At 66.8% G+C, this 24,983-nt stretch carries 20 protein-coding genes and 1 pseudogene; all 21 read right to left on the minus strand.

Annotation, left to right across the window (positions count from 1 at the left end; translation table 11 throughout):
- Positions 1–8: 8 nt before the first annotated feature.
- Entirely contained in the window at positions 9–3,116 is a 3,108-nt protein-coding gene (gene infB, locus H9Q09_RS03520; RefSeq protein WP_187389916.1) for a translation initiation factor IF-2, read from the minus strand.
- 132 nt (positions 3,117–3,248) lie between these two features.
- Positions 3,249–3,878, minus strand: a pseudogene (locus tag H9Q09_RS03525) (RNA-binding protein); the annotation flags it as partial.
- Positions 3,879–3,903: 25 nt separating this feature from the next.
- On the minus strand, positions 3,904–5,514 hold the full coding sequence (nusA, locus tag H9Q09_RS03530) for a transcription termination factor NusA (protein ID WP_187389917.1): 1,611 nt from the start codon (positions 5,512–5,514) through the stop codon (positions 3,904–3,906).
- Between the two features lie 188 nt (positions 5,515–5,702).
- Positions 5,703–6,311, minus strand: coding sequence for a ribosome maturation factor RimP (gene rimP, locus H9Q09_RS03535; protein ID WP_187390135.1), 609 nt, complete (start codon positions 6,309–6,311; stop codon positions 5,703–5,705).
- A gap of 245 nt (positions 6,312–6,556) precedes the next feature.
- Positions 6,557–7,258, minus strand: coding sequence for a tRNA (guanosine(46)-N(7))-methyltransferase TrmB (locus tag H9Q09_RS03540; protein WP_187389918.1), 702 nt, complete (start codon positions 7,256–7,258; stop codon positions 6,557–6,559).
- A 3-nt stretch (positions 7,259–7,261) separates the two neighbouring features.
- The gene (metK, locus tag H9Q09_RS03545) at positions 7,262–8,518 is read right to left on the minus strand and encodes a methionine adenosyltransferase (RefSeq protein ID WP_024349509.1); all 1,257 of its coding nucleotides are present in this window, start codon (positions 8,516–8,518) and stop codon (positions 7,262–7,264) included.
- Positions 8,519–8,702: 184 nt separating this feature from the next.
- The gene (locus H9Q09_RS03550; RefSeq protein ID WP_009211039.1) at positions 8,703–9,122 is read right to left on the minus strand and encodes a helix-turn-helix domain-containing protein; all 420 of its coding nucleotides are present in this window, start codon (positions 9,120–9,122) and stop codon (positions 8,703–8,705) included.
- A 149-nt stretch (positions 9,123–9,271) separates the two neighbouring features.
- Positions 9,272–10,867, minus strand: coding sequence for an apolipoprotein N-acyltransferase (lnt, locus tag H9Q09_RS03555; RefSeq protein ID WP_187390136.1), 1,596 nt, complete (start codon positions 10,865–10,867; stop codon positions 9,272–9,274).
- Between the two features lie 209 nt (positions 10,868–11,076).
- Entirely contained in the window at positions 11,077–11,973 is an 897-nt protein-coding gene (locus tag H9Q09_RS03560) for a hemolysin family protein (protein ID WP_228239303.1), read from the minus strand.
- Positions 11,974–12,112: 139 nt separating this feature from the next.
- Positions 12,113–12,724: an rRNA maturation RNase YbeY gene (gene ybeY, locus H9Q09_RS03565; protein ID WP_187389919.1), complete on the minus strand. Its 612-nt coding sequence runs from the start codon at positions 12,722–12,724 to the stop codon at positions 12,113–12,115.
- On the minus strand, positions 12,724–13,722 hold the full coding sequence (locus H9Q09_RS03570) for a PhoH family protein (RefSeq protein WP_024349505.1): 999 nt from the start codon (positions 13,720–13,722) through the stop codon (positions 12,724–12,726). The genes ybeY and H9Q09_RS03570 overlap by 1 nt, the downstream gene beginning before the upstream one ends.
- Before the next feature lie 44 nt (positions 13,723–13,766).
- Complete coding sequence (miaB, locus tag H9Q09_RS03575; RefSeq protein WP_024349504.1) at positions 13,767–15,218, minus strand: tRNA (N6-isopentenyl adenosine(37)-C2)-methylthiotransferase MiaB; 1,452 nt, start codon at positions 15,216–15,218, stop codon at positions 13,767–13,769.
- A 57-nt stretch (positions 15,219–15,275) separates the two neighbouring features.
- Positions 15,276–16,148 carry a lysophospholipid acyltransferase family protein gene (locus H9Q09_RS03580; RefSeq protein ID WP_187390137.1) on the minus strand — a complete coding sequence of 291 codons (873 nt, stop codon included), beginning with the start codon at positions 16,146–16,148 and terminating at the stop codon, positions 15,276–15,278.
- A gap of 57 nt (positions 16,149–16,205) precedes the next feature.
- The gene (locus H9Q09_RS03585; RefSeq protein ID WP_348646269.1) at positions 16,206–16,664 is read right to left on the minus strand and encodes a GNAT family N-acetyltransferase; all 459 of its coding nucleotides are present in this window, start codon (positions 16,662–16,664) and stop codon (positions 16,206–16,208) included.
- A gap of 158 nt (positions 16,665–16,822) precedes the next feature.
- The gene (tsaB, locus tag H9Q09_RS03590) at positions 16,823–17,533 is read right to left on the minus strand and encodes a tRNA (adenosine(37)-N6)-threonylcarbamoyltransferase complex dimerization subunit type 1 TsaB (RefSeq protein WP_187389920.1); all 711 of its coding nucleotides are present in this window, start codon (positions 17,531–17,533) and stop codon (positions 16,823–16,825) included.
- 30 nt (positions 17,534–17,563) lie between these two features.
- On the minus strand, positions 17,564–18,139 hold the full coding sequence (locus H9Q09_RS03595) for a NifU family protein (RefSeq protein WP_024349500.1): 576 nt from the start codon (positions 18,137–18,139) through the stop codon (positions 17,564–17,566).
- Positions 18,140–18,277: 138 nt separating this feature from the next.
- Positions 18,278–18,769: a universal stress protein gene (locus H9Q09_RS03600; RefSeq protein WP_024349499.1), complete on the minus strand. Its 492-nt coding sequence runs from the start codon at positions 18,767–18,769 to the stop codon at positions 18,278–18,280.
- A gap of 84 nt (positions 18,770–18,853) precedes the next feature.
- Positions 18,854–19,921, minus strand: coding sequence for a tryptophan--tRNA ligase (trpS, locus tag H9Q09_RS03605; protein ID WP_187389921.1), 1,068 nt, complete (start codon positions 19,919–19,921; stop codon positions 18,854–18,856).
- Positions 19,922–20,010: 89 nt separating this feature from the next.
- Positions 20,011–21,636, minus strand: a complete 1,626-nt coding sequence (gene murJ, locus H9Q09_RS03610; protein WP_187389922.1) for a murein biosynthesis integral membrane protein MurJ — start codon at positions 21,634–21,636, stop codon at positions 20,011–20,013.
- Positions 21,633–24,491 (minus strand): [protein-PII] uridylyltransferase, encoded by a 2,859-nt coding sequence (locus tag H9Q09_RS03615; RefSeq protein WP_246715985.1) that lies wholly within the window; start codon positions 24,489–24,491, stop codon positions 21,633–21,635. Before H9Q09_RS03615 ends, murJ begins: the two co-directional genes overlap by 4 nt.
- Before the next feature lie 187 nt (positions 24,492–24,678).
- On the minus strand, positions 24,679–24,975 hold the full coding sequence (locus tag H9Q09_RS03620; RefSeq protein WP_187389923.1) for a hypothetical protein: 297 nt from the start codon (positions 24,973–24,975) through the stop codon (positions 24,679–24,681).
- Positions 24,976–24,983: the final 8 nt, after the last annotated feature.

The following is a 24,983-nucleotide window of genomic DNA, read 5'->3' on the forward strand; positions in this document are numbered from 1 at the left end:
GCGTCGCTCTAGAGCGTGCGGGCCACGTGCTCGACGCGGAAGCACTCGATGACGTCGCCCTGGCGAATGTCCTCGTAGCGCTCGAAAGCCATGCCGCACTCCTGGCCGCTGATGACCTTGGGCACTTCGTCCTTGAAGCGCTTGAGCGTCTTGAGCGTGCCTTCGTGGATGACGACGTTGTCGCGGATGAGGCGCACACCGGCACCGCGCTCGACTTCGCCCTCGGTGACGAGACAACCCGCGACCTTGCCGACCTTGGTGATGTTGAACACCTCCCGGATCTCGGCATTGCCGAGGAAGGTCTCGCGGCGCTCCGGCGACAGCAGGCCGGACATCGCATCCTTCACGTCATCCACGAGGTCGTAGATGATGTTGTAGTAGCGGATTTCGATCCCGTCGCGGGCCGAGGCGTCACGGGCCTGCTTGTTGGCGCGGACATTGAAGCCAATGATCGCGGCGTTGGAGGCGGCGGCGAGCGCCACGTCCGACTCGGTGATGGCACCGGCGCCCGAATGGACGATCCGGGCACGAACCTCGTCGGTGCCCAGCGCGTCGAGCGCGCCGACGATGGCTTCGATCGAGCCCTGCACGTCGCCCTTGATCAGCAGCGGGAACTCCTTGAGCCCCGTATCCTGCAGCTGCGACATCATCTGCTCGAGCGAACCGCGCTGGCCGGCGTTCTTGGCGACCTGCTTCTCGCGGGCCACGCGCTGGCGGTAGTCGGCGATCTCGCGGGCCTTGCCCTCGTTCTCGACGACGGCCATGCGGTCGCCGGCAAGCGGCGTTCCCTGCATGCCCAGCACCTCGACGGGCGTCGACGGCGCGGCTTCCTTGATCTGCTCGCCCTTGTCGTTGATCAGGGCACGCACGCGGCCCCATTCATCGCCGGCGACGACGATGTCGCCGATCTTGAGCGTGCCGGTCTGGACGAGAACGGTCGCGACCGGACCGCGGCCCTTGTCGAGCTGCGCCTCGATGACGGAGCCCTCGGCGGTGCGCTCCGGGTCGGCCTTCAGGTCGAGCAGTTCGGCCTGCAGCAGGATCGCCTCGAGCAGCTTGTCGAGGTTGAGACCCTTGGTGGCCGAGACCTCGACGTCGAGGACCTCACCGCCCATGGATTCCACGAAGACCTCGTGCTGCAAGAGGCCCGTGCGGACCTTCGACGCATCGGCGCCCGGCTTGTCGATCTTGTTGATCGCCACGATGATCGGGACACCCGCCGACTTGGCGTGATTGATGGATTCGATCGTCTGCGGCATGACGCTGTCGTCGGCCGCCACCACCAGAACGGCGATGTCGGTCGCTTCGGCGCCACGGGCCCGCATCGCCGTGAAGGCGGCGTGGCCCGGCGTGTCGATGAAGGTGATCTTCTGACCATCCTGCTCGACCTGGTAGGCGCCGATATGCTGGGTGATGCCGCCGGACTCGCCGGACACCACGGACGTCTTGCGGATCGCGTCGAGCAGCGAGGTCTTGCCGTGATCGACATGGCCCATGATCGTCACGACCGGAGGGCGCGACTGCAGCTTCTCGACATTATCCTCGACGTTGAAGATGCCTTCCTCGACGTCGGATTCCGCCACGCGGCGAACCGTGTGTCCGAATTCCGATGCGATGAGCTCGGCCAGATCCGCTTCGATGATGTCGCCCGGCTTCATCATCTGTCCCTGCTGCATGAGGAACTTGATGACGTCGACGGAACGCTCCGACATGCGGTTGGCGAGTTCCTGAATGCTGATCGTCTCTGGAATGGTCACTTCGCGTGCAATTTTCTCCCGCGGCGTATTCTGCTGCGAGCGTTTGAACTTCTCCTGGCGGCGCCGGATCGACGACAGGGACCGGCCCCGTGCGCCATCATCGGCGGTCAGCGCCTTGTCGAGCGTCAACTTGCCGCGACGGCGGCCGGCATCGCGATCCGGACGGGCCGGCTTCGGTGCTTCGGCACCCTTGACCGGACGACGGACACCCGGACGGGCGCGCGCATCGTCTTCCTCGCCGGGCCGGCGACGGGCATCGCCGCGACCACGTGCAGCGGCGGCTTCCGCCGCCTCTGCGTCGGCCGGGCTCGGTGCCGGCGCGTTGGCGTCGGCCTTGCCCTGCGGAGCGCGGCGTTCGGCATCGGCCTCGGCCTTGCGGCGGGCCTCGGCCTCGAGCTCGAGCCGGGCGTTCTCCTCGGCCTGACGGCGCTCGGATTCCTCACGCTCGCGCTGACGGCGCTCGTCCTCGGCAATGCGGCGGGCTTCCTGCTCCTGGAACAGGCGACGGTCTTCGGCCTCGCGCTGCTTGGCGAGTTCGAGCGCACGGCGGCGGGCATCCATCTCACGCGACGACAGATCGCTGAGAACGGCGCCGCGCGGCTGGCGACCCGTGGCCGGTGCCGCGGGACGACGCTCGTCGCGACCGCCCGGACGTCCACCACCCTGTGCCGGACGACCACCAGCACCGCCCGGGCCGGGACGGCCCTGCGGTGCGGCGCCCGTACGGCCGGCAGCCGGACGTGCAGTTGCCGTCGGTGCAGCAGGCGTGCTGGCGACCGGCGCGGCCGGCTTGGCGACAGCCGGCTTCTCGGCGGCAGGCTTCTCGGCAGCGGGGGCCGCAGCCTCGGCCTTCGGCGCATCCGGCTTGGCCGCAGGGGCCTCCGGCGCCGGTGCTTCCGCGGCCGGCGTCTCGGGCGCAGCCGGAGCGGCCGCTTCGGCCTTCGCCGCGACCGGAGCTTCCGGCTCGCTCGGCGCCGGTGCCTTGGCAGCCGGCTCCTCGCCGGGCTTGGGACCGAGCTGGATCTGCTGCGGGCGACCGCCAGCCTGGGGCGGGGTCGGCGGCGGCGTTGTCGGTGCGACGCGCGGCGACGTCGCCTCTGCCGGCGTTTCGGCCGGCTTGGCGGGTGCGGCCGGCTGCGGCGCACGCGGCTTCAGGCCGGCGGCGACCGCAGGCGATGCCTCGCGCTCCTCCGGCTTGGCGATGCGCCGCTTCTTGGTCTCGACAACGACGTTGTTGGTGCGCCCATGCGAGAAACTCTGGCGCACCGTCGACTGCTCGACGCCGCTCCGCTTCAGGGTCAGGGTCTTCTTCGTGCTGACGCTCAGCGTCTTGTCGTCGCCGGACTTGGTATCGCTCATCTACGCTTCCGCTTCCTGCGCGGGATCGAGCCCGCGCCCTTCATCTTGCCCGGAGCGTCGCTGTAAAGGCGCTCCCATGTCGTTCCCAGTATCGGTCACGTGGCCGGCGGACCCTGCGGGCGCGCCTGAAACCGATCCGGAGCCTTCGCCCCGATATGTCGCGAGTGCTCGAAGGCACGTCGCCGCAGCCGAGCCCGCGCCACCGGCAAGGATCGCTGCATGTATCACATTCCCCTGGCCAAAGGCCAAACCCAATTCGTCCGCATCGAGCAGACGCAGGGATGAAATCTCAGTTCCGCCGGTCGCCGCGACCGCCCGTCGGGCGGCGTCCAGCTTGCGTATTCCGTCCGGCGCCGCATCGCTGGCATGGATCACCATGAGCGCGCGTCCCGACCGGATGGCCGTGTCCACCTTGGTCGCGCCGGTTACCAGTTGACCGGCCTTGCGAGCCAGCCCGAGGGCGCCCAGTGCAGCCTTGGCCAGAAGCCCGTCCACCTGATCGCCGAGATCGGCGGGTCCGGTGACCTGCGCCCGGAACGCCCGGGCGAAGAGCTTGCGGCGAACCGCCTCGTCGACCAGCGTCCGGTCGAGGGAGACATGGGCTCCCCGACCGGGAAGTCGACGCCGCAGATCCGGCACGACGGCCCCGTCGGGGCCGCGCACGAAGCGGATGAGATCGGCAGGATCGCACGTCCGACGTGAAACGATGCACGTACGATCGTTCAATTCAACCTCCGCTTCGTCGCCCGCGTCCTCCGTCATGCCGATTCCCGGCCCGTCCTTCGACTCAGACCGCCTGGCCTTCCTCGGCCTCCTCGGTCATCTCTTCCTCTTCCGGTCCGGCAAGATCGGCTTCGGTGATCCAGCCGGCGATCAGACGCGCCTGCAGCACCATCTGGTCCGCGTCGGCCCGCGACACGTCGAAGGCGGACAGCGCCCCCGGGAAACGCGTCGTCTCGCCGTTCTTGCGCTCGGTCCAGCCGATCAGATCGTCAGCAGCGCAGCCGGCAAAGTCTTCCATCGTCTTCACGCCGTCCTCGCCGAGCGCCACCAGCATCGGCGTGGTTACGCCGTTGATCTGGCGCAGATCGTCGCTGACACCCAACTCGACGCGCTTGGCGTCGAATTCCGCCTCGCGGCGCTCCAGGAATTCGCGTGCGCGCTCCTGGATCTCGGAAGCCGTCTCGTCGTCGAAGCCTTCGATCGCAGCGACCTCGTCCTGGTCGACATAGGCGATTTCCTCGACGGTCGCGAAGCCTTCCGACGCAAGCACCTGACCGACCATCTCGTCGACATTCAGGGCGTTCATGAAGGTCTCCGAACGCTCGGCGAATTCCTTCTGGCGCCGCTCGGATTCTTCCTGCTCGGTCAGGATGTCGATGTCCCAGCCTGTGAGCTGCGAAGCCAGCCGGACATTCTGTCCGCGACGACCGATCGCCAATGACAATTGGTCATCGGGGACCACGACTTCAATACGCTCGGCGTCCTCGTCGAGCACCACCTTGGCGACTTCCGCCGGCTGCAGCGCATTGACGAGGAAGGATGCGGCGTCCGGCGACCAGGGGATGATGTCGATCTTTTCGCCCTGCAGTTCGCCCACCACGGCCTGCACGCGCGAACCGCGCATGCCGACGCAGGCGCCGACCGGATCGACGGAGGAATCGCTCGAGGTCACCGCGATCTTGGCGCGCGAACCCGGGTCACGGGCGACGGCCTTGATGGTGATGATGCCGTCGTAGATCTCCGGCACTTCCATGGTGAAGAGCTTCGCCATGAACTGCGGATGGGTGCGCGACAGGAAGATCTGCGGACCGCGCTGCTCGCGGCGCACATCGTAGACGAAGGCGCGGACGCGATCGCCATAGCGGAAGAGCTCCCGCGGGATCTGCTCGTCGCGGCGGATGATGCCCTCGCCGCGACCCAGATCGACGATGACGTTGCCGTATTCGACCCGCTTGACGGTGCCGTTGACGATCTCGCCGACGCGGTCCTTGTATTCGTCATACTGGCGGTCGCGCTCTGCGTCGCGCACCTTCTGGACGATGACCTGCTTGGCGGACTGGGCCGCGATGCGCCCGAAATCCATCGGCGGCAGCTGCTCGGCGATGAAGTCGCCCGGCTCGGCGTCGGGGTTCTTGTCCCGGGCGAGATCGAGATAGATCTGGGTGTTCGGATCCTCGACCTCGTCGACGACCTCGAGCAGCCGCTGCAGCTTCATCTCACCGGTCTTCTGGTTGATGTCGACGCGGATGTTGGTTTCCTGGCCGTAGCGCGAACGTGCCGCCTTCTGGATGGCGTCGGCCATCGCCCCGATGACGATCTCACGATCGATCGACTTTTCCCGCGCGACAGCGTCCGCAATCTGCAGAAGCTCCAGCCGGTTCGCACTGACTGCCATTGTCTCTTCTCCTGACTTCGAACCGTCCGCCGCTCAGCCGCAGTCGGTCCCATCATCGCTTCCGGCCGTCCACCCTTGAGGTGGCTTGTGGCGCCTGGCGTCCGGTCGGGTTCCCGACCGGGTCACACCGCAGCGCCCGGCTTGTCGTTCGTCATAAGGCGGCGGGCGCTGCCGCCCGCTGCGCCATTCTAGTGCTCGGAGGCTTCCGCCTCGTCATCGTCGCCGGCATCCGGGTCGACGTCGCCGCGCGCCTTGCGGGCAGCCTTGTCGGCCTTCAGGGCCGCGGCGATCAGATCGTCGGTCAGGATCAGCCGCGCTTCGCCGATGGCATCGAAGGGAATCTCGACCGCGCCCGGCTCGCCTTCGGCAGGCTGGTCGCGTTCGACGGTGATCGCCTCATCGCCGACGGCCACGATCTTGCCGCGATAACGCTTGCGCTCGTTGATCAGCCGGTTGGTCTCGAGCTTCATCAGGAAACCGGCCCAGGTCTCGAAGTCGCCCTTGCGCACGAGGGGACGGTCGATGCCTGGCGAGGACACTTCCAGATGATACGCCTTGTCGATAGGATCGTCGACATCGAGAACCGGAGAGACCGCGCGCGATACCGCTTCGCAATCCTCGACGGTCATCGTGCCGTCCGGCCGCTCCGCCATGATCTGCAGCGTCATGCCGTTGAGGCCCGATGTGCGCACGCGCACCAACCGGTAGCCGATCTGCTCGATCGCCGGCTCGACGATCTCAGCGACGCGGCCTTCCAGGCCCTGTTCCTTCACGATGCGGTCTGTAGCGGTCGTCACGGTACTCCGAGAGAAGTGTTGCGGGCCGGCGTCCGACCCGGCCCAGTTGATCGATCCGCGACATGGATCGGCGTCTTGACGCGTGATCACTGGAGATACCGTACCCCCGGTAACAAAAAAGAGCGGGACCGGCAGGACCCACTCTCTCGACCACATCGCAGAGAATTTGGGAGGGGTATACGCCGTTTTGCCCGATCCTTCAAGCATCTTCACGACGGCCCCGGCCACGCCGCGCCAAAACCGCCTCAGCGGCGACGGAAAGTCAGGTAGGCCGGCGGACGTCCCTCGCGGATCGCCTTCGCCTCGTAGCGGGTGCCGGGCCAAGCCTCGTAGGGTGTGTGCCAGTCGGCCGCGCGCTCGGCCGTCCACTTGAATTCGGCATGGTCGCGGCAGTGGCGCAGCGTCCAGTCGACATAGGTGTCGATGTCGGACGCGAAGCGAAAGCTCGATCCCGGTGCCAGGACCCGGGCGATCCGATCCAGATTGCGCGCGTTGACGAACCGCCGCTTGAAATGGCGGCGCTTGGGCCAGGGATCGGGATAGAACAGATCGACGCCGGCTAGGCTTGCCGCGGGCAGCCAATCCAAGAGCCGCGTGGCGTCGTCGTCGTAGAGCCTGAGGTTGGGCCGCGGCGCATCCTGGATGGCGCTGAGCAGCTTCGCCATGCCGTTGACGAAGGGCTCGACGCCGATGAAGCCGACGTTCGGAAAGCGCCCGCTTTCGTGCAGGAGATGTTCGCCGCCGCCAAAGCCGATCTCCAGCCGCACCGCCTCGACGGGCACCGGAAACAGATCGGCCAGAGATTCGGGGGCAGGCTGGGTGAGGTCCGGCCGCAACTGCGGCAGAACCTCTTCGATCAATGCGGTCTGGCCGGGCCGGAGCTTCGGCCCCTTGAGCCGGCCGAAGAACGCCTCGCGCGAGCGCTCGGGATGTCCTTCGGCCGTCATCGATCAGCTGGCCAGCGCGGCCTTCAGCTTCGGCGCGAGATCGGTCTTCTCCCAGGAGAAGGAACCGTCACGGCCGGGCTTGCGGCCGAAATGCCCGTAGGCTGCGGTCTTGGCATAGATCGGCTTGTTGAGGTCGAGATGACGACGGATGCCCGTCGGCGACAGATCCATCACCGCGCGGATCGCCTTCTCGATGGCCACTTCGTCGACATTCTTGCCGGTCTCGTGGAGGTCGACATAGACCGCCAGCGGCTGGGCGATGCCGATCGCGTAGGCGAGCTGGATCGTGCAGCGGTCGGCGAGCTTGGCCGCCACGACATTCTTGGCGAGGTAGCGCGCGGCATAGGCGGCAGAACGGTCGACCTTGGTCGTGTCCTTGCCGGAGAACGCGCCACCGCCGTGGGGCGCCGCACCGCCATAGGTGTCGACGATGATCTTGCGGCCGGTGAGGCCGGCGTCGCCGTCCGGGCCGCCAATGACGAACTTGCCGGTCGGGTTGATGTACCAAGCGCAATCGTCGGCGATCGCGATATCGCTCAGGGCTTCGCGGATATAGGGCTCGACGACCGTCCGCACCTTGGCGGAATCCCAGCTGTCATCTGTGTGCTGGGTGGACAGGACGATCGAGCTAACTTCGAATGGCATGCCGTCCTTGTAACGCACGGTCACCTGGCTCTTGGCGTCCGGGCCGAGATGCGCCGCATCGCCCTCGCCCTTCTTGCGGGCGGCCGCCAGGATCTCGAGGATCTTGTGCGCATAGAAGATCGGCGCCGGCATCAGGTCCGGCGTCTCGCGGCAGGCGTAGCCGAACATGATGCCCTGATCGCCCGCGCCTTCGGCCTGGTTGGCGCCGTCCTCGGCGTCAGACGCCTTGTCCACGCCCTGGGCGATGTCGGCCGACTGCGAATGCAGCAGGATGTCGACCTTGGCGTTCTTCCAGTGGAAGCCGTCCTGCTCGTAGCCGATATCGCGGATCGCGCGACGCGCGGCAGACCGGAAACGACCGGCATTGATGACTTCGTTGCCGTTCTTGTCGGTCTTCATCAGGCTGGCCGGCAGGCGAACCTCGCCGGCGATGACGACGCGATTCGTGGTCGCCAGGGTCTCGCAGGCGATGCGAACCGACCAAGGGTCAACGCCAGTCTTCTTGGCCTCTCGATAGATCAGATCGACGATCTCATCTGAGATCCGGTCGCAGACCTTGTCGGGATGGCCCTCCGACACGCTTTCGCTGGTGAAGACATAGTCAGAACGCGCCATCGATTCCTCTTTCCGTTTCTGGAGAATCCCGCTCGGGGCAGTCAGACGCGAGAGCTTGTCGTGCCGTTGAGCACCACAACAGGAACTTACGCCCGGCTTGAATCTTGCGGAATGCGGTTTGGGGCAATGGCAGCGCGGCGTCAAGTGCGCCCGGGGCTCACGTGTGACGCGAGTCGCTCAGGACCTAGCTGTCGGTCTCGCCGGAGTCGGCCAGGGTGCGGACCAGATCGATGACGCGGCGGCGGACCTTCGGATCGGAGATGCGCACGAAGGCCCGGTTGAGTTGCAGGCCCTCGGAAGAAGAAAGGAAGTCGACGACATAGTCCGGGCTCGACGGCTCCTGCAGACTTTCGCTGCCGGTCATGCCGGTGGGCGCGTCCTCGAAGAAGAAGGACACAGGAACGGTCATCACTTCGGAAATTCGCTGCAACCGGCTGGCGCCGATCCGGTTGGTGCCCTTCTCGTATTTCTGGATCTGCTGAAAGGTGATCCCGAGGCTTTCGCCCAATTTTTCCTGGCTCATGCCGAGCATGGTCCGACGAAGACGAACCCGCGACCCGACGTGGATATCCACCGGATTGGGCTTCTTCTTGTTGTCGACCATGGCGGGTGCCTCTTCTCTCAGCATCATCGACATCGCAACTTCCATCCGATGCGGCGGGCCGTCATCCCCATCGGCGGTGCGCCTCCGGGCCCCAGAAAATTGTCGCAATCAATTTCGGCCTTCGGGTTAGGCAGTGCGTGTCGCGCATGTCAATCAATCAGAGCGCGCATCTTTAACCGCATTGCTATCGGGATCATCCATATTATGAAAAATGCAATCCAGAATGGGGTGTTGCCCCAGCTTGCGTAGATCGTGGCGGGGGCGGCCATGGGCAGCGGCGTTTCGATGCTTCCCGTCGCGCCGAGCGCCAGCCCGTCGAGCTGCCGCCCATAGGCGTCCGTGACGACCGAGATGCCGGTGTTGGCGCTGCGCACGAGCGGCAGTCCGAAGGCGACCGAGGTCAGTTCGGCCAGCCGCAGATGCTGGTAGGGGCCGGGCGTATCGCCATACCATGCGTCATTGGTATCGTTCACGAAAAAGCCCGGACGATCGTCGGGCGCGCCGGCCTCGATCTCGGAAGGAAAGATGATCTCGTAGCAGATCAGCGGCAGGAAAGAGGGCGCGCCTTCGAGAGGAACCGGACTGCGCACGGTACCCGCCGAAAAGCCGCCCGGCATTTCGGCGAGTTGCGACAGACCGAACCCTTCGAGGAATTCCTGGAACGGCAGATATTCGCCGAAGGGGACCAGATGCGTCTTGTCCCGCGCATCCACGATCTGGCCCGCGTCGTCGATGACGTAGACCGAGTTATACACACGAGAAGAGGTGATATCGGCGCCTTCGAGCCGTGCTGCGCCGGCAATCAGCGTTTCGCCGGGCTGCAGCGCCTCAGCGATTCGCGCGATGGCGTCGGGCCGCTCGGTCAACAGGAATGGAAAGGCGGATTCGGGCCAGACGACAAGGGTGCGCGTAGAAGGGTCGGCGGGCCCATCCGAGGCAGCGCCTCCGGCCGCGGCGGGATCGACACTGGCCGCGACAGCGTCGGCTCCGGTCAGCGACAGGTGGCGCTCGAAGATCCGCTCCGCTTCGTTCTCGTCCCATTTCAGCGATTGCAGGATATTGGGCTGCACCACCCGGACCCGAACATTCTCGACCAGTTCGGTCGGATGGGCCTGCAGCCGCCAGGCCCCGTATCCCACATGCAGGACGAGCAGGGTCGCCGCGGCCGCCAGCATCGCGGCCCGGCCCCGCCGGTCGACGATGACGGCCGGGCTGGCAAAGACGACGACGGCCAGGAGGGTCAGCCCGTGCACGCCGACGAGGCTGCTCGTCTGCATCAACAGCGGCAGCGGCGCGGCCATGACGCCGATCTCGTTCCAGGGAAAGCCCGTGAACAGGATTTCGCGCAGATATTCGAACAGCGCCAGCGAGCCGGCCAGCGCCAGGATTCGATACGCGCTGTCGGTCCACACGCAACGCGCCAGCGCGGCCGCCAGCCCGAAATAGATGGCGAGGATCGCCGGCAGGCCGAGCACCGCGAGCGGGATGAAGATCGCAAAGCTCGCCGCGTCGACCATCATGGCGGCGCCCAGCCACCACAGGCCGGCGACGAAATAGCCGAAGCCGAACAGCCAGCCCGTGACGAAGGCCGGCGCCATGCGGCGCAGGGCCGAGCGGCCCGGCTCGGCGGCCGCGCCGTCAAGGAGCCAGACGAGCAGCGGGAAACCGATGAAGCCGACGGCGGGGAAATTGTAGGGCGGCAGGGCGAAGGTACAGATCGCCCCCGCCGACAGCGCCAGCACCATGCGGCGCCAGCCTTCGGCGAGCGACACCCAACCAGCAATCCGGTCGAGAATATTGTCGTCGCGGATGCGGTCGTCGCCGCGGGAAATAACGCTCACAGGGCCCCCTGCAGGATTCGGTCGGGCCGGCATCCTACGCCGGGCGCCGATGATATGCAGAACATTCCCGCGACTGCGGCTGCCGAAGACGGCCAGCGGTCACCGACGCCCCCTCAGGCGTCGGCCAGTCCTTCCACGAAGCGGCGGCGCTTCTCGCCCTGGCGGAAGCGGACAATCCGGACACGGCGAACCCGGCGCGGGTCGGCATCCAGTACCTGGAACTCGAAGCCGGGAACAGCCTGCACCACCTCGCCGCGCGCGGGTACACGGCCCAGCTCGGAGAACAGGAGACCGCCGATCGTGTCGGCCTCGTCCTCGTATTCGCTGATGTCGAAATCCTCGCCGACCAGCTTGCGGACCTCGTCGAGGTCGGCGCGGGCGTCGGCGTAATAGATGCCGTCGCCGCTTTCGGTGATCATCGGGGCGTCGTCGTCGTGCTCGTCCTCGATGTTGCCGACGACCATCTCGATGATGTCCTCCAGCGACACCAGTCCGTCGGTGCCGCCGTATTCGTCGATCACCAGCGCCATCTGGGTGCGGGTGGCCTGCATGCGCGCCATCAGATCGGTCGCGAGCATCGAGGGCGGCACAAAGAGAACCTTTCGGATGATACCGAGGTCGGAAACCTTCCGCGCCAGGTTGATCTGGCGCAGGTCGAGGCCGGCCCGGGTCCGCGCGGCCGGCTCCTTGGCGCCCTGCCCGTTGGCCGGTCGCGCGACGCGGGTGATGTGGCCGACGACGTCGCGGATGTGGATCATGCCGCGCGGGTCGTCGAGGCTTTCGCCATAGACCGGCATGCGCGAATGGCCGCTCGATTCGAACTGCTTCATCAGTTCGCCGAGGGTGGTGGTGATGTCGACGGCCTGGATGTCGGCGCGTGGCACCATCACATCCTCGACGCGCAGTTCGCGCAGCCGCAGGATGTTGTTGAGCATCGCGCGTTCCTCGGGCGAGAAGGCCCCCTCGCCGGGATCGTGATGCAGGAGGGCCTGGGTCAGGTCCTCGCGCATCAGGCGGGGCATGCGCGGACGCACCCGCTGGATCAGGCCGCCAAAGAAGCCGTCACTGCGGTTTGCGCCGCGCCGACTTCGGTCGTCGCCGGCTGCGTGGTCGTCGCCATTCTCGGCGCCGGCCGGTCCGCGGTTGCCGTCAGCCGCCGCGTCTGTGTCGAAGGTCATCGTCTCGCTCTTGGTTCGCCGGAACATCCTGTTCGGCTTCGTTCAAGGGACCGGGTTCGTCGCCATAGGGATCGGCGATACCAAACTCGGCAAGAATGGCGATCTCCGCCGCCTCCATGTCGTCGGCCTCGGTGTCGACCATGTGATCGAGGCCCATCAGATGCAGGAAGCCGTGCACGAGAAGATGGCGGAAATGGTCCGCAAAGGCCTTGGCCTCCTCATCCGCCTCGCGCGCGACCGTTTCGAAGGCGACCAGGAGATCGCCCAGAAGCGGGCCCGGCCGTTCGCCCGGCGCCAGATCGGCCATGGGGAAGGACAGAATGTTGGTCGGCTTGTCCTTGTTCCGCCATTCGGCGTTGACGGCGCGTACCGTCTCGTCGTCGGCCAGCGTCAGGGATATCTCGCTGACGAGATCGCCGGGCAGGCCCAGCCGCGCCGCCGCGACCGAAAAGGTCTCCACCGCCATCGCCGGAATGTCGCCAAGGCCGGCATCGTCCCAGCGCGGATCCTCGACGGTCAGGGCGACGGTCAGGCCATCATAGGTCGGCATGCCGAAGGCGGCACGCGGTTGCGATCCAGACATTACCGGGCCGCGGGGATGCCCGGCGCACGGGCGCGCGTCGCATCCTCCTCATAGGCCTCGACGATCGCCTGGACCAGCGGATGGCGGACGACGTCCTTGGCGGCAAAGCGAACCGTCACGGCCTGCGGCACCGTCTCCAGAATGCGCATCGCCTCGACGAGACCGGATTTCTGACCGGGCGGCAGATCGACTTGGGACGGGTCCCCGGTCACCACCATCCGGGCATTCTCGCCCAGGCGGGTCAGGAACATCTTCATCTGCATGGTGGTGGTGTTCTGCGCCTCGTCGAGGATCACCGCCGCATTCGCCAGCGTCCGGCCACGCATGAAGGCCAGCGGCGCGATCTCGATGGCGCCCGCGGCCAGCGCCCGTTCGACCTTCTCGGCCGGGATCATGTCGTAGAGCGCGTCGTAGAGCGGCCGCAGATAGGGATCGACCTTTTCCTTCATGTCGCCGGGCAGGAAGCCGAGCCGCTCGCCCGCCTCGACGGCCGGGCGCGACAGGATGATCCGCTCGACCTGCCCGCGCTCCAGCAGCATCGCGGCATGGGCAACGGCGAGATAGGTCTTGCCGGTGCCGGCCGGCCCGACGCCGAAGACGAGCTCGGAGCGCTCCAGCGCCCGCATATAGGCGTCCTGCGTCGGCGTGCGGGCATGGATGGTCCGGCGCCGCGTCGAAATCTGCGCGAGCGACATGCGGCCCTTCTTTTCCAGCGTCGGCAGATAGAGCTGGTCGTCCGCCGCGATCGCCATGCGGATGGCGCCCTCGACATCCTTGATGCCGATCTCGGTGCCGGCCTGCAGCCGCTCGTACAGATAGTCCAGCGCCCGCCGGGCCTGCTCGCAGCTCGCCGAATCGCCGCGGATCTCGACTTTGTTGCCGCGCGCCCGCGCGTCGACTTTCAGCTTCTGCTCGAGCAGCGCGAGATGTTCGTCGAACTGGCCGAAGAGCGAGCCGGCCAGGCGGTTATCCTCGAAGGTCAGGACGATATGAGCCATGTCGGATGCACCCGACGCGGGGGCTGCGGTACTGCGCTCCGTCCTCAAGCGATCTTCCTTATCGGTTCGGCAGGCACTGCGTTGCGATGCCGCGCCTCGGCGGCCGGAACGGCACCGCCGGTCGCCAGCAGCGAATTCGGCAGGGTAGATTCGATCCGCACTGTCACGATATCGCCGATCTCACCGGCGGCCGCGTCCAACACAACGGGCTGCAGGAACGGCGAGCGGCCGACCCGCTGGTGGGGATAGCGCCCCGGCTTTTCGACCAGAACGTCGATGTCACGGCCGACGAGACTCTCGGCGAAATCGACCTGATGCTCGCGAAGCAAGGCCTGCAGCCGCTGCAGGCGCTCGGACTTCACCGCTTCGTCCACGTGATCGTCCATCGTCGCGCCCGGCGTGCCCGGACGGGCCGAATACTTGAAGCTGAAGGCCGAAGCGTAGCGCACCTCGGAGACCAGCTTCATCGTGTCCTCGAAATCGGCGTCGGTCTCGCCGGGAAAGCCGACGATGAAGTCGCCGGACAGGGCGATATCGGGGCGTGCCTGACGAATGCGGTCGAGAAGCCGCAGATAGTCAGCTCCCGTGTGGCGACGGTTCATCGCCTTCAGAATGCGGTCGGAGCCCGACTGCACCGGAAGATGCAGATAGGGCATCAGCGCCGGCAGATCGCGATGGGCGGCGATCAGGTCGTCGTCCATGTCGCGGGGATGAGAGGTGGTGTAGCGCAGGCGCGCGAAGCCCGGGATCTCGGCCAGCGCCCGCAACAATCCACCAAGGCCGATGTCGCGGCCCGCCTCGTCCTGCCCCGACCAGGCATTGACGTTCTGGCCGAGCAGGGTGACCTCGCGCACGCCGGCTGCCGCCAGCGCGCGGGCCTCGCCCATGATCTGGGCCAGCGGACGCGAGACTTCGGAGCCGCGCGTATAGGGCACCACGCAGAACGTGCAGAACTTGTCGCAGCCTTCCTGCACGGTGAGGAAGGCGGTCACGCCGCGCGTGCGGATCTGCGGCGCCGTCACCTTCGGCAGATGCCGGAACTTGTCCTCGACGGCGTAGTCCGTCTCCACGACCTTGTCGCCGCGCGCGACCCGGGCCAGCGCCTCGGGCAGCCGGTGATAGGTCTGCGGTCCGATGACGAGATCGACGACCGGCGCGCGGTCGATGATCTCCTGGCCCTCTGCCTGGGCGACGCAGCCGGCCACGGCAACGCGCATCTCAACGCCCCGCTCGGCCTTTTCGGCCTTCAGCAGCTTGATGCGGCCCAGCTCGGAATAAATCTTCTCGGCGGCCCGCTCGCGGATATGGCAGGTGTTGAGCAGAACGAGATCGGCGTCCTCGATCACTTCGGTCGGCTCGTAGCCATCGCGCGCCAAGGCATCGCCCATACGCTGCGAATCGTAGACGTTCATCTGGCAGCCATAGGTCTTGATGAAGACCTTGCGGGTATTGATGCCGGTCTCGTCCGGTCGTGTTGCTGCAGTCGTGTCGGTCATGCGCCCTTCTGATCGGCCCTCGTGTGCTGCCGGCGCGCGCCGCCGGAAACGAGTGACCTATCCCCCTATATCGACAGCATCGTGACGCGGTGCAAGCGTCGGCTCGCGTCGCGATACCACAGCCGCCTGCTTTGCAGGCAGATTGTGGCCGCAAAGGCTCGCCGCCAGCATCGCCCGAACGCTGTTCTCGGCGGCCCGCGCGACATGCTTGCGGTTGGAATCGGCGGCGAAGACGATCGGCTCGCCGAACGAGATCTCGACGTCGATGGCCCCTTCCTTCAGGACGCCGAGCAGATGCGGCCCCAGCGCCACGTCCCCCGGCCAGGCCACCAACGGGCGGAACCGCCGGCCCAGCGGCACGCCGTTGGCATGGGTATAGGCGATCGCCACCGGCTGAACCCGGACCTGCGCCGTATGCGAGGAGACCAGCGCCGCCTGGGCCGCGCCGAACAGTGCCGTCTTGAACGGCAACACCTCGTTACCGTCCGAGGTCGTACCTTCCGCAAACAGCACCATGGCGTCGCCTTCGCTCAACCGACGGGCGATGGCCCCCGCCTGATGACCGGTGCGGTGGCGCGCCCCGCGTTCGACGAAGACCGTGCGCTGCAGCTTTGCCAGAAGCCCGAAAGCAGGCCAGCCCTCGACCTCCGACTTGGCGATGAAGGACAGGGGCATGACCCGGCCGAGCACCATGATGTCCGACCAGGACTGGTGGTTGGCGGCGATCAGCAAGGGGTGGTCGGAGCATGGCTGGCCGACGATGCGGACCCGCAGGCCCGCCACCCGGCAGGCGATCCGGTGCCACAGCACCGGCAAGGTCCTCGCCAGCGACCATCCACGGGCGATGGCGACAGCCTGGACCGGCCACAGGATCAGGGTCAGTGCGACGAGAATGACGCTGACGGCTGCGACGCGCAGCGTTCCGATCATGGCCGCGCCGCGTGCGCCGGGCACGCCTGAGTCTGCTTGCTCTGCATGATCATGCGCCTAGCGGAGCGCCCGCTTCAGCGTCAATGCGCTCGTCCGATGGCCTTCGGGGTGGCGGTAATAGGCCGGCCGCCGGCCGACTTCCTCGAACCGCAGGCGCCCATAGAGCTTGCGCGCCGCCGTGTTCTCCTCATCGACTTCAAGAAAGAGCGACTCGGCCCGGGCTGCGTGAAGGAGTTGCAGGATCTCGTCCATCAGAAGACGGCCGACGCCGGCGCCGCGGGCGCGCTTGGCGACCGCAATGGTCAGGATCTCCGCCTCGCCTTCGGTGTTTCGCGCCAGCACGAAGCCCAGCGGCGGATCATCGGGCAAGCCGATCCGGCGGGCGACCACGCCGAAGGTGCCATCCTGTGCGAGAATCGCGGCCAGTTCGTCGCCCGTCCATGCCTGATCGAAGGCCTGGCTGTGAATCTCGGCCGCGGCGTCGATGTCCCCCTCGGACAACGGCGCAGCGACCACTTCCTGGCCACCGAAGAGGCCTTCGAGAAATGAGACGGTCCAGACCCAGGGCAGAAACCAGTACATGAGCCCTCACTCGCTCCAGCGTGCCGACGATCGGTGTATTCGGCCCTGCGGGAAGACCAGAGCCGACCACCCTCGATCCTAACCCTATTCCGCTAGGCTTGCGGAGCGCTTTCGCCGGGAATGGCAAATAGTCCGGTCGCGGTTGCCGGTTTGGCGTCGGCGCCCCGCAGATAGAGCGGACGCGGAGCCTCGCCGGTCGCGCGGCCGGCGGCCAGACGACACAGCGTCGCAATATCGGGTTCGGCCGTCTCGGACAGGATGGCGACATCGCGCCCCGCCAGCGCCTGGTGGGCGATCCGGGCACCGGTTCCCACGACTGCGAGTGACGCGCCTTCCGGCGCGTGCGCAGCGACGCCGACGAGGTCTTCGGGCGCCAGTGCCGCTGGCTCCTTCAGCGCGGTGCCGTCGGCACCGTAGAGGGCCGCATAGACCTCCCCGCGCTTGGCGTCGAGAACACTGAGGACGGCCCGGTCGGCGGCAAGATGCGGGGCTGCGAGCACCTCCAGCGTCGTGACGCCGATGGCGGGCACCCCGAGCGTCAGCGCCAGACCGCGCACCGCCGACACACCGACCCGGAGGCCGGTGAACGAGCCCGGCCCGACCGTGACGGCGATCCTGCGCAGCGAGCCGTAATCGGCACCGGCTGCGTTCAGGACGTCGTCGATGATGCCGAACAGCTGCTCGGCATGGCCCTTGCCGATCTCCGGCTCGTCCCGCGCCAGCATGACGCCGGCATCCATGTCGAAGAGCCCCACCGAGCATCGCGCAAAGGCGGTGTCGACGGCCAGAAGCAGTGAGGCCATCGGCTCAGACAGGCCCGGCGCTCAGCGGCATCAGGCGGCCTCGACCGCTTCCACCGCCTCGACCTCGGGCACGAAATGGCGCAGCAGGTTCTGGATGCCGTGCTTCAGGGTCGCCGTGGACGACGGGCAACCCGCGCAGGCGCCGCGCATGTTCAGATAGACGGTACCGTCGCGATAGCCGCGGAAGGTGATGTCGCCACCGTCCTGGGCCACGGCCGGGCGGACGCGGGTCTCGAGCAGTTCCTTGATGGTGGCGACAGTGCCCTCATCGCCGGCCTCGAAGAACTCTTCGCCGTCGGGCATCGCGGCGTTGGAGCCCTGCGCCGTCATCACCGGCTCATTGCCCATGAAGTGCTCCATCAGGCCGGCAAGGATCGCCGGCTTGAGGTGCTGCCAGTCCGGGCCGTCCTTGCTGACGGTGACGAAATCATAGCCGAAGAAGACGCCGGTCACGCCCGGCACGTCCATCAGCCGTGCGGCCAGCGGCGAACGGTTGGCGGCGTCTTCCTTGGACAGGAACTCTTCGGTGCCACTCTCCAGCACGACACGGCCGGGCAGAAACTTCAGCGTGGCGGGGTTCGGGGTGACTTCGGTCTGGATGAACATCTCGCATCCTCTCTTGCGACCTCAAGGTCGCGCATAATCTGGAATCGTTCTAAACTTATCTCAGAACGACGATCGGGGCAACATAAGGGGTCTGCCGCCGGGGCGACAGGGCCTGCCATGACGGTCGGTCGTCGCGCGTCAGCAGAGGCTCTGGATATCCTCGTCGGTGAGGGTCGCCGGGACGATGGTCACCGGGATCGGAAAGGCCGCGCCCTTGCCCGCCACCGCGGAGACCAGCGGACCCGGACCTTCATTGGCCTCGCCCGCCGCCAGCACCAGGATCGCGATCTCGCGGTCCGCCTCGATCAGGGCATGGATCTGCTCGATGACAGTACCCTCGCGGACGACGCCCTCGGGCTCGATGCCGACCGCCTCACGCAATTCGTCGGCGACCTTGCCGAGCCGCGCCTCGGCTTCCTCGTTGGCCTCGGCGCGCATGATCTTCTCGACGCCGAGCCAGTGCTGGAAGTCGCCGGGCTCGATGACGTACAAAAGCACGGCGCCGCCGCCGCTCGCCTTGGCGCGCTGCGCCGCATAGGCCGCAGCGCGCATGCACTCCGGCGTGTCGTCGATAATGGCGAGGAACTTGCGTTTGCCGCCGGCGTCCCGACCGATGCGTTTCGATACCATGGCGGCAAGATGGCAGCGGCGATGCCCCGCGACAAGGTGACGGGACGCACTGTCACCGCCGCTTCGCCACAAACCGCTGCAGAATCAGTCCCGCAGCAGGCCGATGATGTCCTTGACGTCGCTCATCGTCGTCGCGGCGATGGCGCCGGCGCGCTCGCCGCCATCCTTCAGAACCGCATCGATGTGATCGGGCGCCGCCAGCAGGCGCCGCATCTCGCCGCTGACCGGGGCCAGCTTCTCCACGGCCAGTTCGGCCATGGCCGGCTTGAACTCGGAGAACTGCCGGCCACCGAACTCGGCGAGGATCTCGGCCTTGGACCGCTCGGCGAGCGCGGCGTAGATGCCGATCAGATTGTCCGCCTCGGGCCGGCCCGTCAGCCCCTCGACCTCGGACGGCAGGGCGTCCGGGTCGGTGCGCGCCTTGCGGATCTTGCGCGAGATCGCGTCGGCGTCGTCGGTCAGATTGATGCGCGACAGGTCCGACGGATCGGATTTCGACATCTTCTTGGAGCCGTCCTTCAGGCTCATCACCCGGGTCGCCGGCCCCTCGATCAGCGGCTCGGTGATCGGGAAATAGCCGTTCACCGTCTCGTCGCCCATCTGGATCGGCTGCCCCAGCCCGGCGGCGGCGATCTTGTCGGAGAAGTCGTTGTTGAACTTGGCGGCGATGTCGCGGGTCAGTTCCAGATGCTGCTTCTGGTCGTCGCCGACGGGGACGTGGGTCGCCCGGTAGAGCAGGATGTCGGCCGCCATGAGGCTCGGATAGGCGAGCAGGCCCAGCGAGGCGTTCTCGCGGTCCTTGCCGGCCTTTTCCTTGAACTGCGTCATGCGGTTCATCCAGCCGATACGCGCGACGCAGTTGAAGACCCAGGCCAGTTCGGCGTGGCCCGACACGCGGCTCTGGTTAAAGACGATGTGCTGCTTCGGGTCGATGCCGGCGGCGAGGAACGCGGCGGTGATCGACCGGGTCTGGCCGCGCAGGTCGTCATGGACGAGCTGCGCCGTGATCGAGTGCAGGTCGACGACGCAGTAGATGCAGTCGTGGCTCTCCTGCAGGGCGACGAACTTGCGGATCGCGCCGAGATAATTGCCCAGATGCAGATTGCCCGTGGGCTGCACGCCGGAAAAGACGCGGGGGGTGATGTCGCTCATGGTCGGCGGCTCCGGAATTGGCAGCGCGGGCGGGAATTGCCGCGCGTTATGACCGAGGGCACGGGCACGATCAAGCGCCCTGCCCCGGCTCAGGATGCAGCGGGTGGTGGCGGCGGTCGCTTGCGCTTCAGGACGGCGAGGAACAGCCTGCGGTCAGCGGCCCCGGTGGCCAGCGCCAAGGCGAAATAGATCGCCATGGCGGAGGCGACGAGGATGCCGATCGCCAGGATCTGCGTCGTCAACGCGCTCGACGGCTGCAGCCAGTCGCCGAGCTCGATCATCTCGAGGATCAGGACGCCGCCCATCAGGAGCGAGCAGACGAGCACCAGCGCGGTCCGCTTCAACAGTTCGCGGTCGATCTGCCACTGGCCCTTGCGATAGAGGCCGGCAAACAGCAGCCCGGCATTCAGCCAGCCGGCCAGCGTCGTCGCCAGCGCGATTCCCCGCTCGGCGATCAGCCAGAACAGGATCAGCGACAGGACGATGTTCGCCCCGGCGGAGGCGAGCGTCGCCTTCATCGGCGTCTTGGTGTCCTCGCGGGCGAAATAGCCGGGCGAGAACACCTTGATCATCACGAAGGCCGGCAGCCCGAGGGCGTAGAGGCCGAGGACGGAGGCGACGACGGGCGTCACCGACGGATCGAAGGCGCCGCGCTCGTAGATCACCCGGATGATCGGCTCGGGGATGATGAACAGGGCGACCGCGGCGGGCAGCGTCAGGAACAGGGCAAATTCCAGGCTGCGGTTCTGGGTGTGCTGGGCCTCGCGCAGATGGCCCGCCTTCAGGGCGCGGGCGAGTTCGGGCAGGAGCACGACGCCGATCGCCACGCCGATCATGCCGAGCGGCAGCTGATAGGGCCGGTCGGCATATTGCAGGATCGACACCGCCCCCGGCTTGAAGGAGGCGATGGCCTGGCCGACGAAGAGGTTGATCTGGGTGATGCCGCCGATCAGGGCGGCAGGCCCGGCCAGCACCAGAAGCCGCTTCAGGCCCTTGGTCCAGCGCGGACGCCTGAGCGCGACGCCGAAGCCGGCCATGCGCATGGCGACGACCACCATGGCGAGCTGCGCCAGCCCGGCGATCATCACGCCCCAGCTCATCAGGAAGCCGATGGTCGGCTTGTCGGCCTCGGTCCACAGGCACCAGGACAGGACGCCGATGAGGATGAAGTTCAGCAGCGTCGGCGCGGCAGCCGCCACGAAGAAGCGGCGGAAGGCGTTGAGGATGCCGCAGACCATCGCCATCAGCGACATGCAGGCGAGATAGGGGAACATGATGCGCGAGAAGGTGACGGTGATGTCGTAGCGCGCCGCGCAGGAGATCACGTCACCGCCCGCCGACGGGTCGTCGACGCACACGGCAAGGCCGGGCGCGATGATCGTCTTGACCAGCACCGGCATGAACACCAGCGCCAGCACCGTCAGGACGACGAGCGCGGTGAACAGCGTCGAGAAGATCTCGTTGGCGAAACGCCGCGCGCCCTCCTCACCCTCCTCTTCCAGCGAGCGCGAGAACAGCGGAATGAAGGCGGCGTTGAAGGCGCCCTCGGCAAAGAGCCGGCGGAACAGGTTCGGAAAGCGGAACGCCAGGTTGAAGGCATCGGCCACCGGTCCGACGCCCAGCGCCGAGGCCATCATCATTTCGCGGCCGAAGCCGAAGATGCGGGAGACCAGCGTCGCCCCGCCGACCGTGGCGAACTTGGACAGAAGGCTCATCGATGGGGAATGCCGAATGCGCGCTGCGAGGACATGACGACAGGTGAGGACATCTCGCCCTCCGGGCTCTCGAAGACGCGCTTCAGCCGGACCTCGATCCGCTCGATGCGGGTCTCGCTGGTGATCTTCGTGCCGATCAGGTCGGTCACGTAGAAGACGTCGACGACCTTCTCGCCATAGGTCGAGATGTGGGCCGAGCGGATGTCGAGATTGAGGTCCGAGATCGCACCGGTGACGTCCGACAAGAGGCCGGGCCGGTCAAGCCCCTCCACCTCGATGACGGTCAGCTGGTTCGACAGGGTGTTGTCGACGCTGACCCGCGGCTTGACGGCGAAGAGTTCGGTACTGCGTGGCGGCCGGCGATTGGCCAGAAGGCTGGCCGGCATCTCGCGGCCCTGCAGCAGCTTGCCGATATTGGCGCAGATGCGCTCGGCGCGGCGGATCTCGTCCTCGTCGGATTCGAACTCGCGGTTGAGCAGCATCACGTCCAGCGCCCGGCCGTCCGACATGGTGAAGATCTGCGCGTCGGCGATGTTGGCGCCGGTGCCGGCGCAGGCCCCGGCGATCAGCGACAGAAGCCGCGGATGGTCGGGCGCCAGCACCATGATCTCCGTCACTTCGCGGAAGCGATCGGTGCGCGTCTGCGTCGCCAGGGCGCCGGCATCGCGCGACTCGCGGATGAACTCGGCATGGCGAAGCTGGTCGTCGAGCGGCGCGGTGAGGAAATAGTTCGGATAATGGAGATCGAGATAGCCCGTGCGTTCCGCCTCCGGCCATGCGCCCAGCCGCTCGGCGAGACGCTCGCGCGCCTGCCCGATCCGCTCGCTGCGCGAGGTCTGGGTGAAGCCGCCGGTCAGGGTCGGCTCGGTCTCCATGTAGAGGGTCCGGATGAGCTGGCCCTTCCAGCCGTTCCAGACGCCGGGGCCGACCGCGCGGATGTCGCAGACGGTCAGGATCGTCAGGAGCTTCAGGCGATCGAGCGTGCGCACGCGTTCAGCGAAGTCGAGAATGGTCTTGCGGTCGGTGAGGTCACGCTGCTGCGCGGTCATCGACATGACGAGATGGTCCTCGACCAGCCATGCGACGAGATCGGTCTCGCGCTCGTCGAGTCCGAAGCGCGGGCACAGTTCGCGGGCGATCTCGGCCCCGGCGATGGAATGGTCCACCGGCCGCCCCTTGGCGATGTCGTGCAGGAGCAGCGCCAGGTAGAGCGGCACCCGGTCCTTCTGAAGCGGCATGAAGCCGCTCGACAGGGGCACCTCCTCGACCAGCTCGCCGTGCTCGATGCGCGACAGGGTCGAGATCGACCGCAGCAGGTGCTCGTCCACCGTGTAGTGGTGGTACATGTTGAACTGCATCATCGCGACGATCCGGCCGAAATCGGGGATGAAGCGACCGAGGACGCCGGCCTCGTTCATCCGCCGCAGATGCAGCTCGGGGTCCTTGCGATCGGTCAGAACGTCGATGAAGAGGCTGTTGGCCTCCGGATTGTCCCGCAATTCGGCATCGACCAGGCGCAGGGACCGGCGGATCAGCTTCAGCGCATCGGGGTGGTATTCCAGCTCGTGCAGCGCGGCGAGGCGGAAGATGCGGATCAGATTGACCGGATCGTCGCGGAAGACGGTGGCACGACTGATATTGATGCGGTTGTTGTCGATGTGGAAATCGAGGGTGCCGGGAATCTTCTTGGCCCGGGCGCGCAGGGTGCGCACGAAGCCGCGGATGCCGGGAGCGTCCTTGGCGTGCTGCTCTTCCAGCGCCGCGCAGAAGATGCGCGTCAGATCGCCGACATCCTTGGCGATCAGGAAGTAGTGCTTCATGAAGCGCTCGACGTCCTTCAGGCCCGGATGGGCATTGTAGCCGAGCCGCTTGGCGATCTCCGGTTGCAGGTCGAAGGACAGCCGCTCCTCGGCCTTGCCGGTGGCGAAATGCATGTGACAGCGCACGGCCCAGAGGAAATCCTCGGCCTTGGCGAAGAGCTTGGCCTCACGCCTGGAGAACACGCCGGCCTCGACCAGCGCCTCGGTCGTGTTCACCCGGTAATGGTACTTGGCGATCCAGAACAGGGTGTTGAGGTCGCGCAGACCGCCCTTGCCTTCCTTGATGTTGGGCTCGACGAGATAGCGCGTGTTGCCGGTCTTGGCGTGGCGCGCGGACCGCTCCTCGAGCTTGGCGGCGATGAAGGCCTCGCTCGTCCCGGCCACAACTTCGGCCTCGAAGCGCGTGTCCAGCTCGGCCAGAAGCTCTTCGTCACCGGCAATGAGCCAGCGTTCGAGAATCGCGGTGCGGATGGTGAAGTCGGCGCGCGCCAGCTTGATGCATTCGTCGACGGTACGGGACGCGTGACCGACCTTGAAGCCCAGATCCCACAGGAGATACAGAAGATATTCCACCACCTGCTCGCCGAGTGCCGACTGCTTGTAGGGGAGGAGAAACAGGAGATCGATGTCGGAGCCGGGCGCCAGCGTGCCGCGGCCATAGCCTCCAACCGCCAGGACTGTCATCCGCTCGCCGGCCGACAGGTTGGCGGCATTGAAAACGAAGCGCAGGGCGTAATCGTGGATCGCGTGGATCACCGCGTCCTGCAGCCGGGCGAGACGACGCGCGCACAGGCTGCCGCTGCCATCCTCGAACAGCATTTCCTCGATGGTGGTGCGGCCGTCGCGGATCACGTCCCGCACCAGCGCCAGAACCTCGCTGCGCGCCGTGTTCGACGCCCCGCCGGCGCTGTCTTTCTCGGCGATCGCGGCCAGCCTCGCGCGCAGGCCATCCACGTCGAGAATGCCGACAAGGCTTTCCCCCTTGGGCAGGGAAGCGGGGCTCGACAAGGCGGCGGAGGCCTCCAGCATCGTCATCGGCAATCCTGATCGATCGAATTCGCGTTCGGCGGCAGGCTATATCCCATTCGCCAGCGCGAAGCGAGAAAGCCCGCAGATCATCACGTCCAGGAAGCGTGCGAGGGGCCAGGCGCACAAAAAAGGGCCGCCCCGCGGGACGACCCTTGATCGGCGGAAGGTGAATTCCGCCCCGTGCAATACCGGATTAGCGCTGGGTGGCGCCACGCTCGGCTTCGTTTGCCTCGGTGCGATAGAAGTCGCTGCCCGGAACAACCGAGGTCTCGTTGGTCGCGGCGGTCGTGTTGCCCTGGGCATAGCCATAGGCACGCGCGTCGGCCTGCTTGGTGGCAGCGGCGACGCCGCCGTCAGCGGTGACCTGGCGCTGGGCTTCCTCGTTGCGGGTCTCGTAGAATTCCGAACCCGGGATGATCGACTGTGCGACAGCCGGAGCGGCGATCGAAAGACCGATGACTGCTGCCGAAATAGCGATTACATTCTTCATTGTATTAC

Origin of the sequence: Aurantimonas sp. DM33-3 (assembly GCF_014334315.1) — a bacterium.
Taxonomy (GTDB): domain Bacteria; phylum Pseudomonadota; class Alphaproteobacteria; order Rhizobiales; family Rhizobiaceae; genus Aurantimonas; species Aurantimonas coralicida.

Bases quoted from the DNA above. Each gene is read 5' to 3' on its own strand.
- tsaB (WP_187389920.1), bottom strand. From the start codon at position 17,533: ATGGCCTCACTGCTTCTGGCCGTCGACACCGCCTTTGCGCGATGCTCG.
- H9Q09_RS03570 (WP_024349505.1), bottom strand. From the start codon at position 13,722: ATGGCTCATATCGTCCTGACCTTCGAGGATAACCGCCTGGCCGGCTCG.
- miaB (WP_024349504.1), bottom strand. From the start codon at position 15,218: ATGACCGACACGACTGCAGCAACACGACCGGACGAGACCGGCATCAAT.
- H9Q09_RS03540 (WP_187389918.1), bottom strand. From the start codon at position 7,258: ATGACGGCCGAAGGACATCCCGAGCGCTCGCGCGAGGCGTTCTTCGGC.
- lnt (WP_187390136.1), bottom strand. From the start codon at position 10,867: ATGGTGCTGGCGCTGTCGGCGGGGGCGATCTGTACCTTCGCCCTGCCG.
- H9Q09_RS03560 (WP_228239303.1), bottom strand. From the start codon at position 11,973: ATGCGCGAGGACCTGACCCAGGCCCTCCTGCATCACGATCCCGGCGAG.
- H9Q09_RS03600 (WP_024349499.1), bottom strand. From the start codon at position 18,769: ATGGTATCGAAACGCATCGGTCGGGACGCCGGCGGCAAACGCAAGTTC.
- metK (WP_024349509.1), bottom strand. From the start codon at position 8,518: ATGGCGCGTTCTGACTATGTCTTCACCAGCGAAAGCGTGTCGGAGGGC.
- trpS (WP_187389921.1), bottom strand. From the start codon at position 19,921: ATGAGCGACATCACCCCCCGCGTCTTTTCCGGCGTGCAGCCCACGGGC.
- murJ (WP_187389922.1), bottom strand. From the start codon at position 21,636: ATGAGCCTTCTGTCCAAGTTCGCCACGGTCGGCGGGGCGACGCTGGTC.
- infB (WP_187389916.1), bottom strand. From the start codon at position 3,116: ATGAGCGATACCAAGTCCGGCGACGACAAGACGCTGAGCGTCAGCACG.
- H9Q09_RS03550 (WP_009211039.1), bottom strand. From the start codon at position 9,122: ATGGTCGACAACAAGAAGAAGCCCAATCCGGTGGATATCCACGTCGGG.
- H9Q09_RS03595 (WP_024349500.1), bottom strand. From the start codon at position 18,139: ATGTTCATCCAGACCGAAGTCACCCCGAACCCCGCCACGCTGAAGTTT.
- H9Q09_RS03615 (WP_246715985.1), bottom strand. From the start codon at position 24,491: ATGACGATGCTGGAGGCCTCCGCCGCCTTGTCGAGCCCCGCTTCCCTG.
- H9Q09_RS03580 (WP_187390137.1), bottom strand. From the start codon at position 16,148: ATGATCGGAACGCTGCGCGTCGCAGCCGTCAGCGTCATTCTCGTCGCA.
- H9Q09_RS03620 (WP_187389923.1), bottom strand. From the start codon at position 24,975: ATGAAGAATGTAATCGCTATTTCGGCAGCAGTCATCGGTCTTTCGATC.
- nusA (WP_187389917.1), bottom strand. From the start codon at position 5,514: ATGGCAGTCAGTGCGAACCGGCTGGAGCTTCTGCAGATTGCGGACGCT.
- ybeY (WP_187389919.1), bottom strand. From the start codon at position 12,724: ATGTCTGGATCGCAACCGCGTGCCGCCTTCGGCATGCCGACCTATGAT.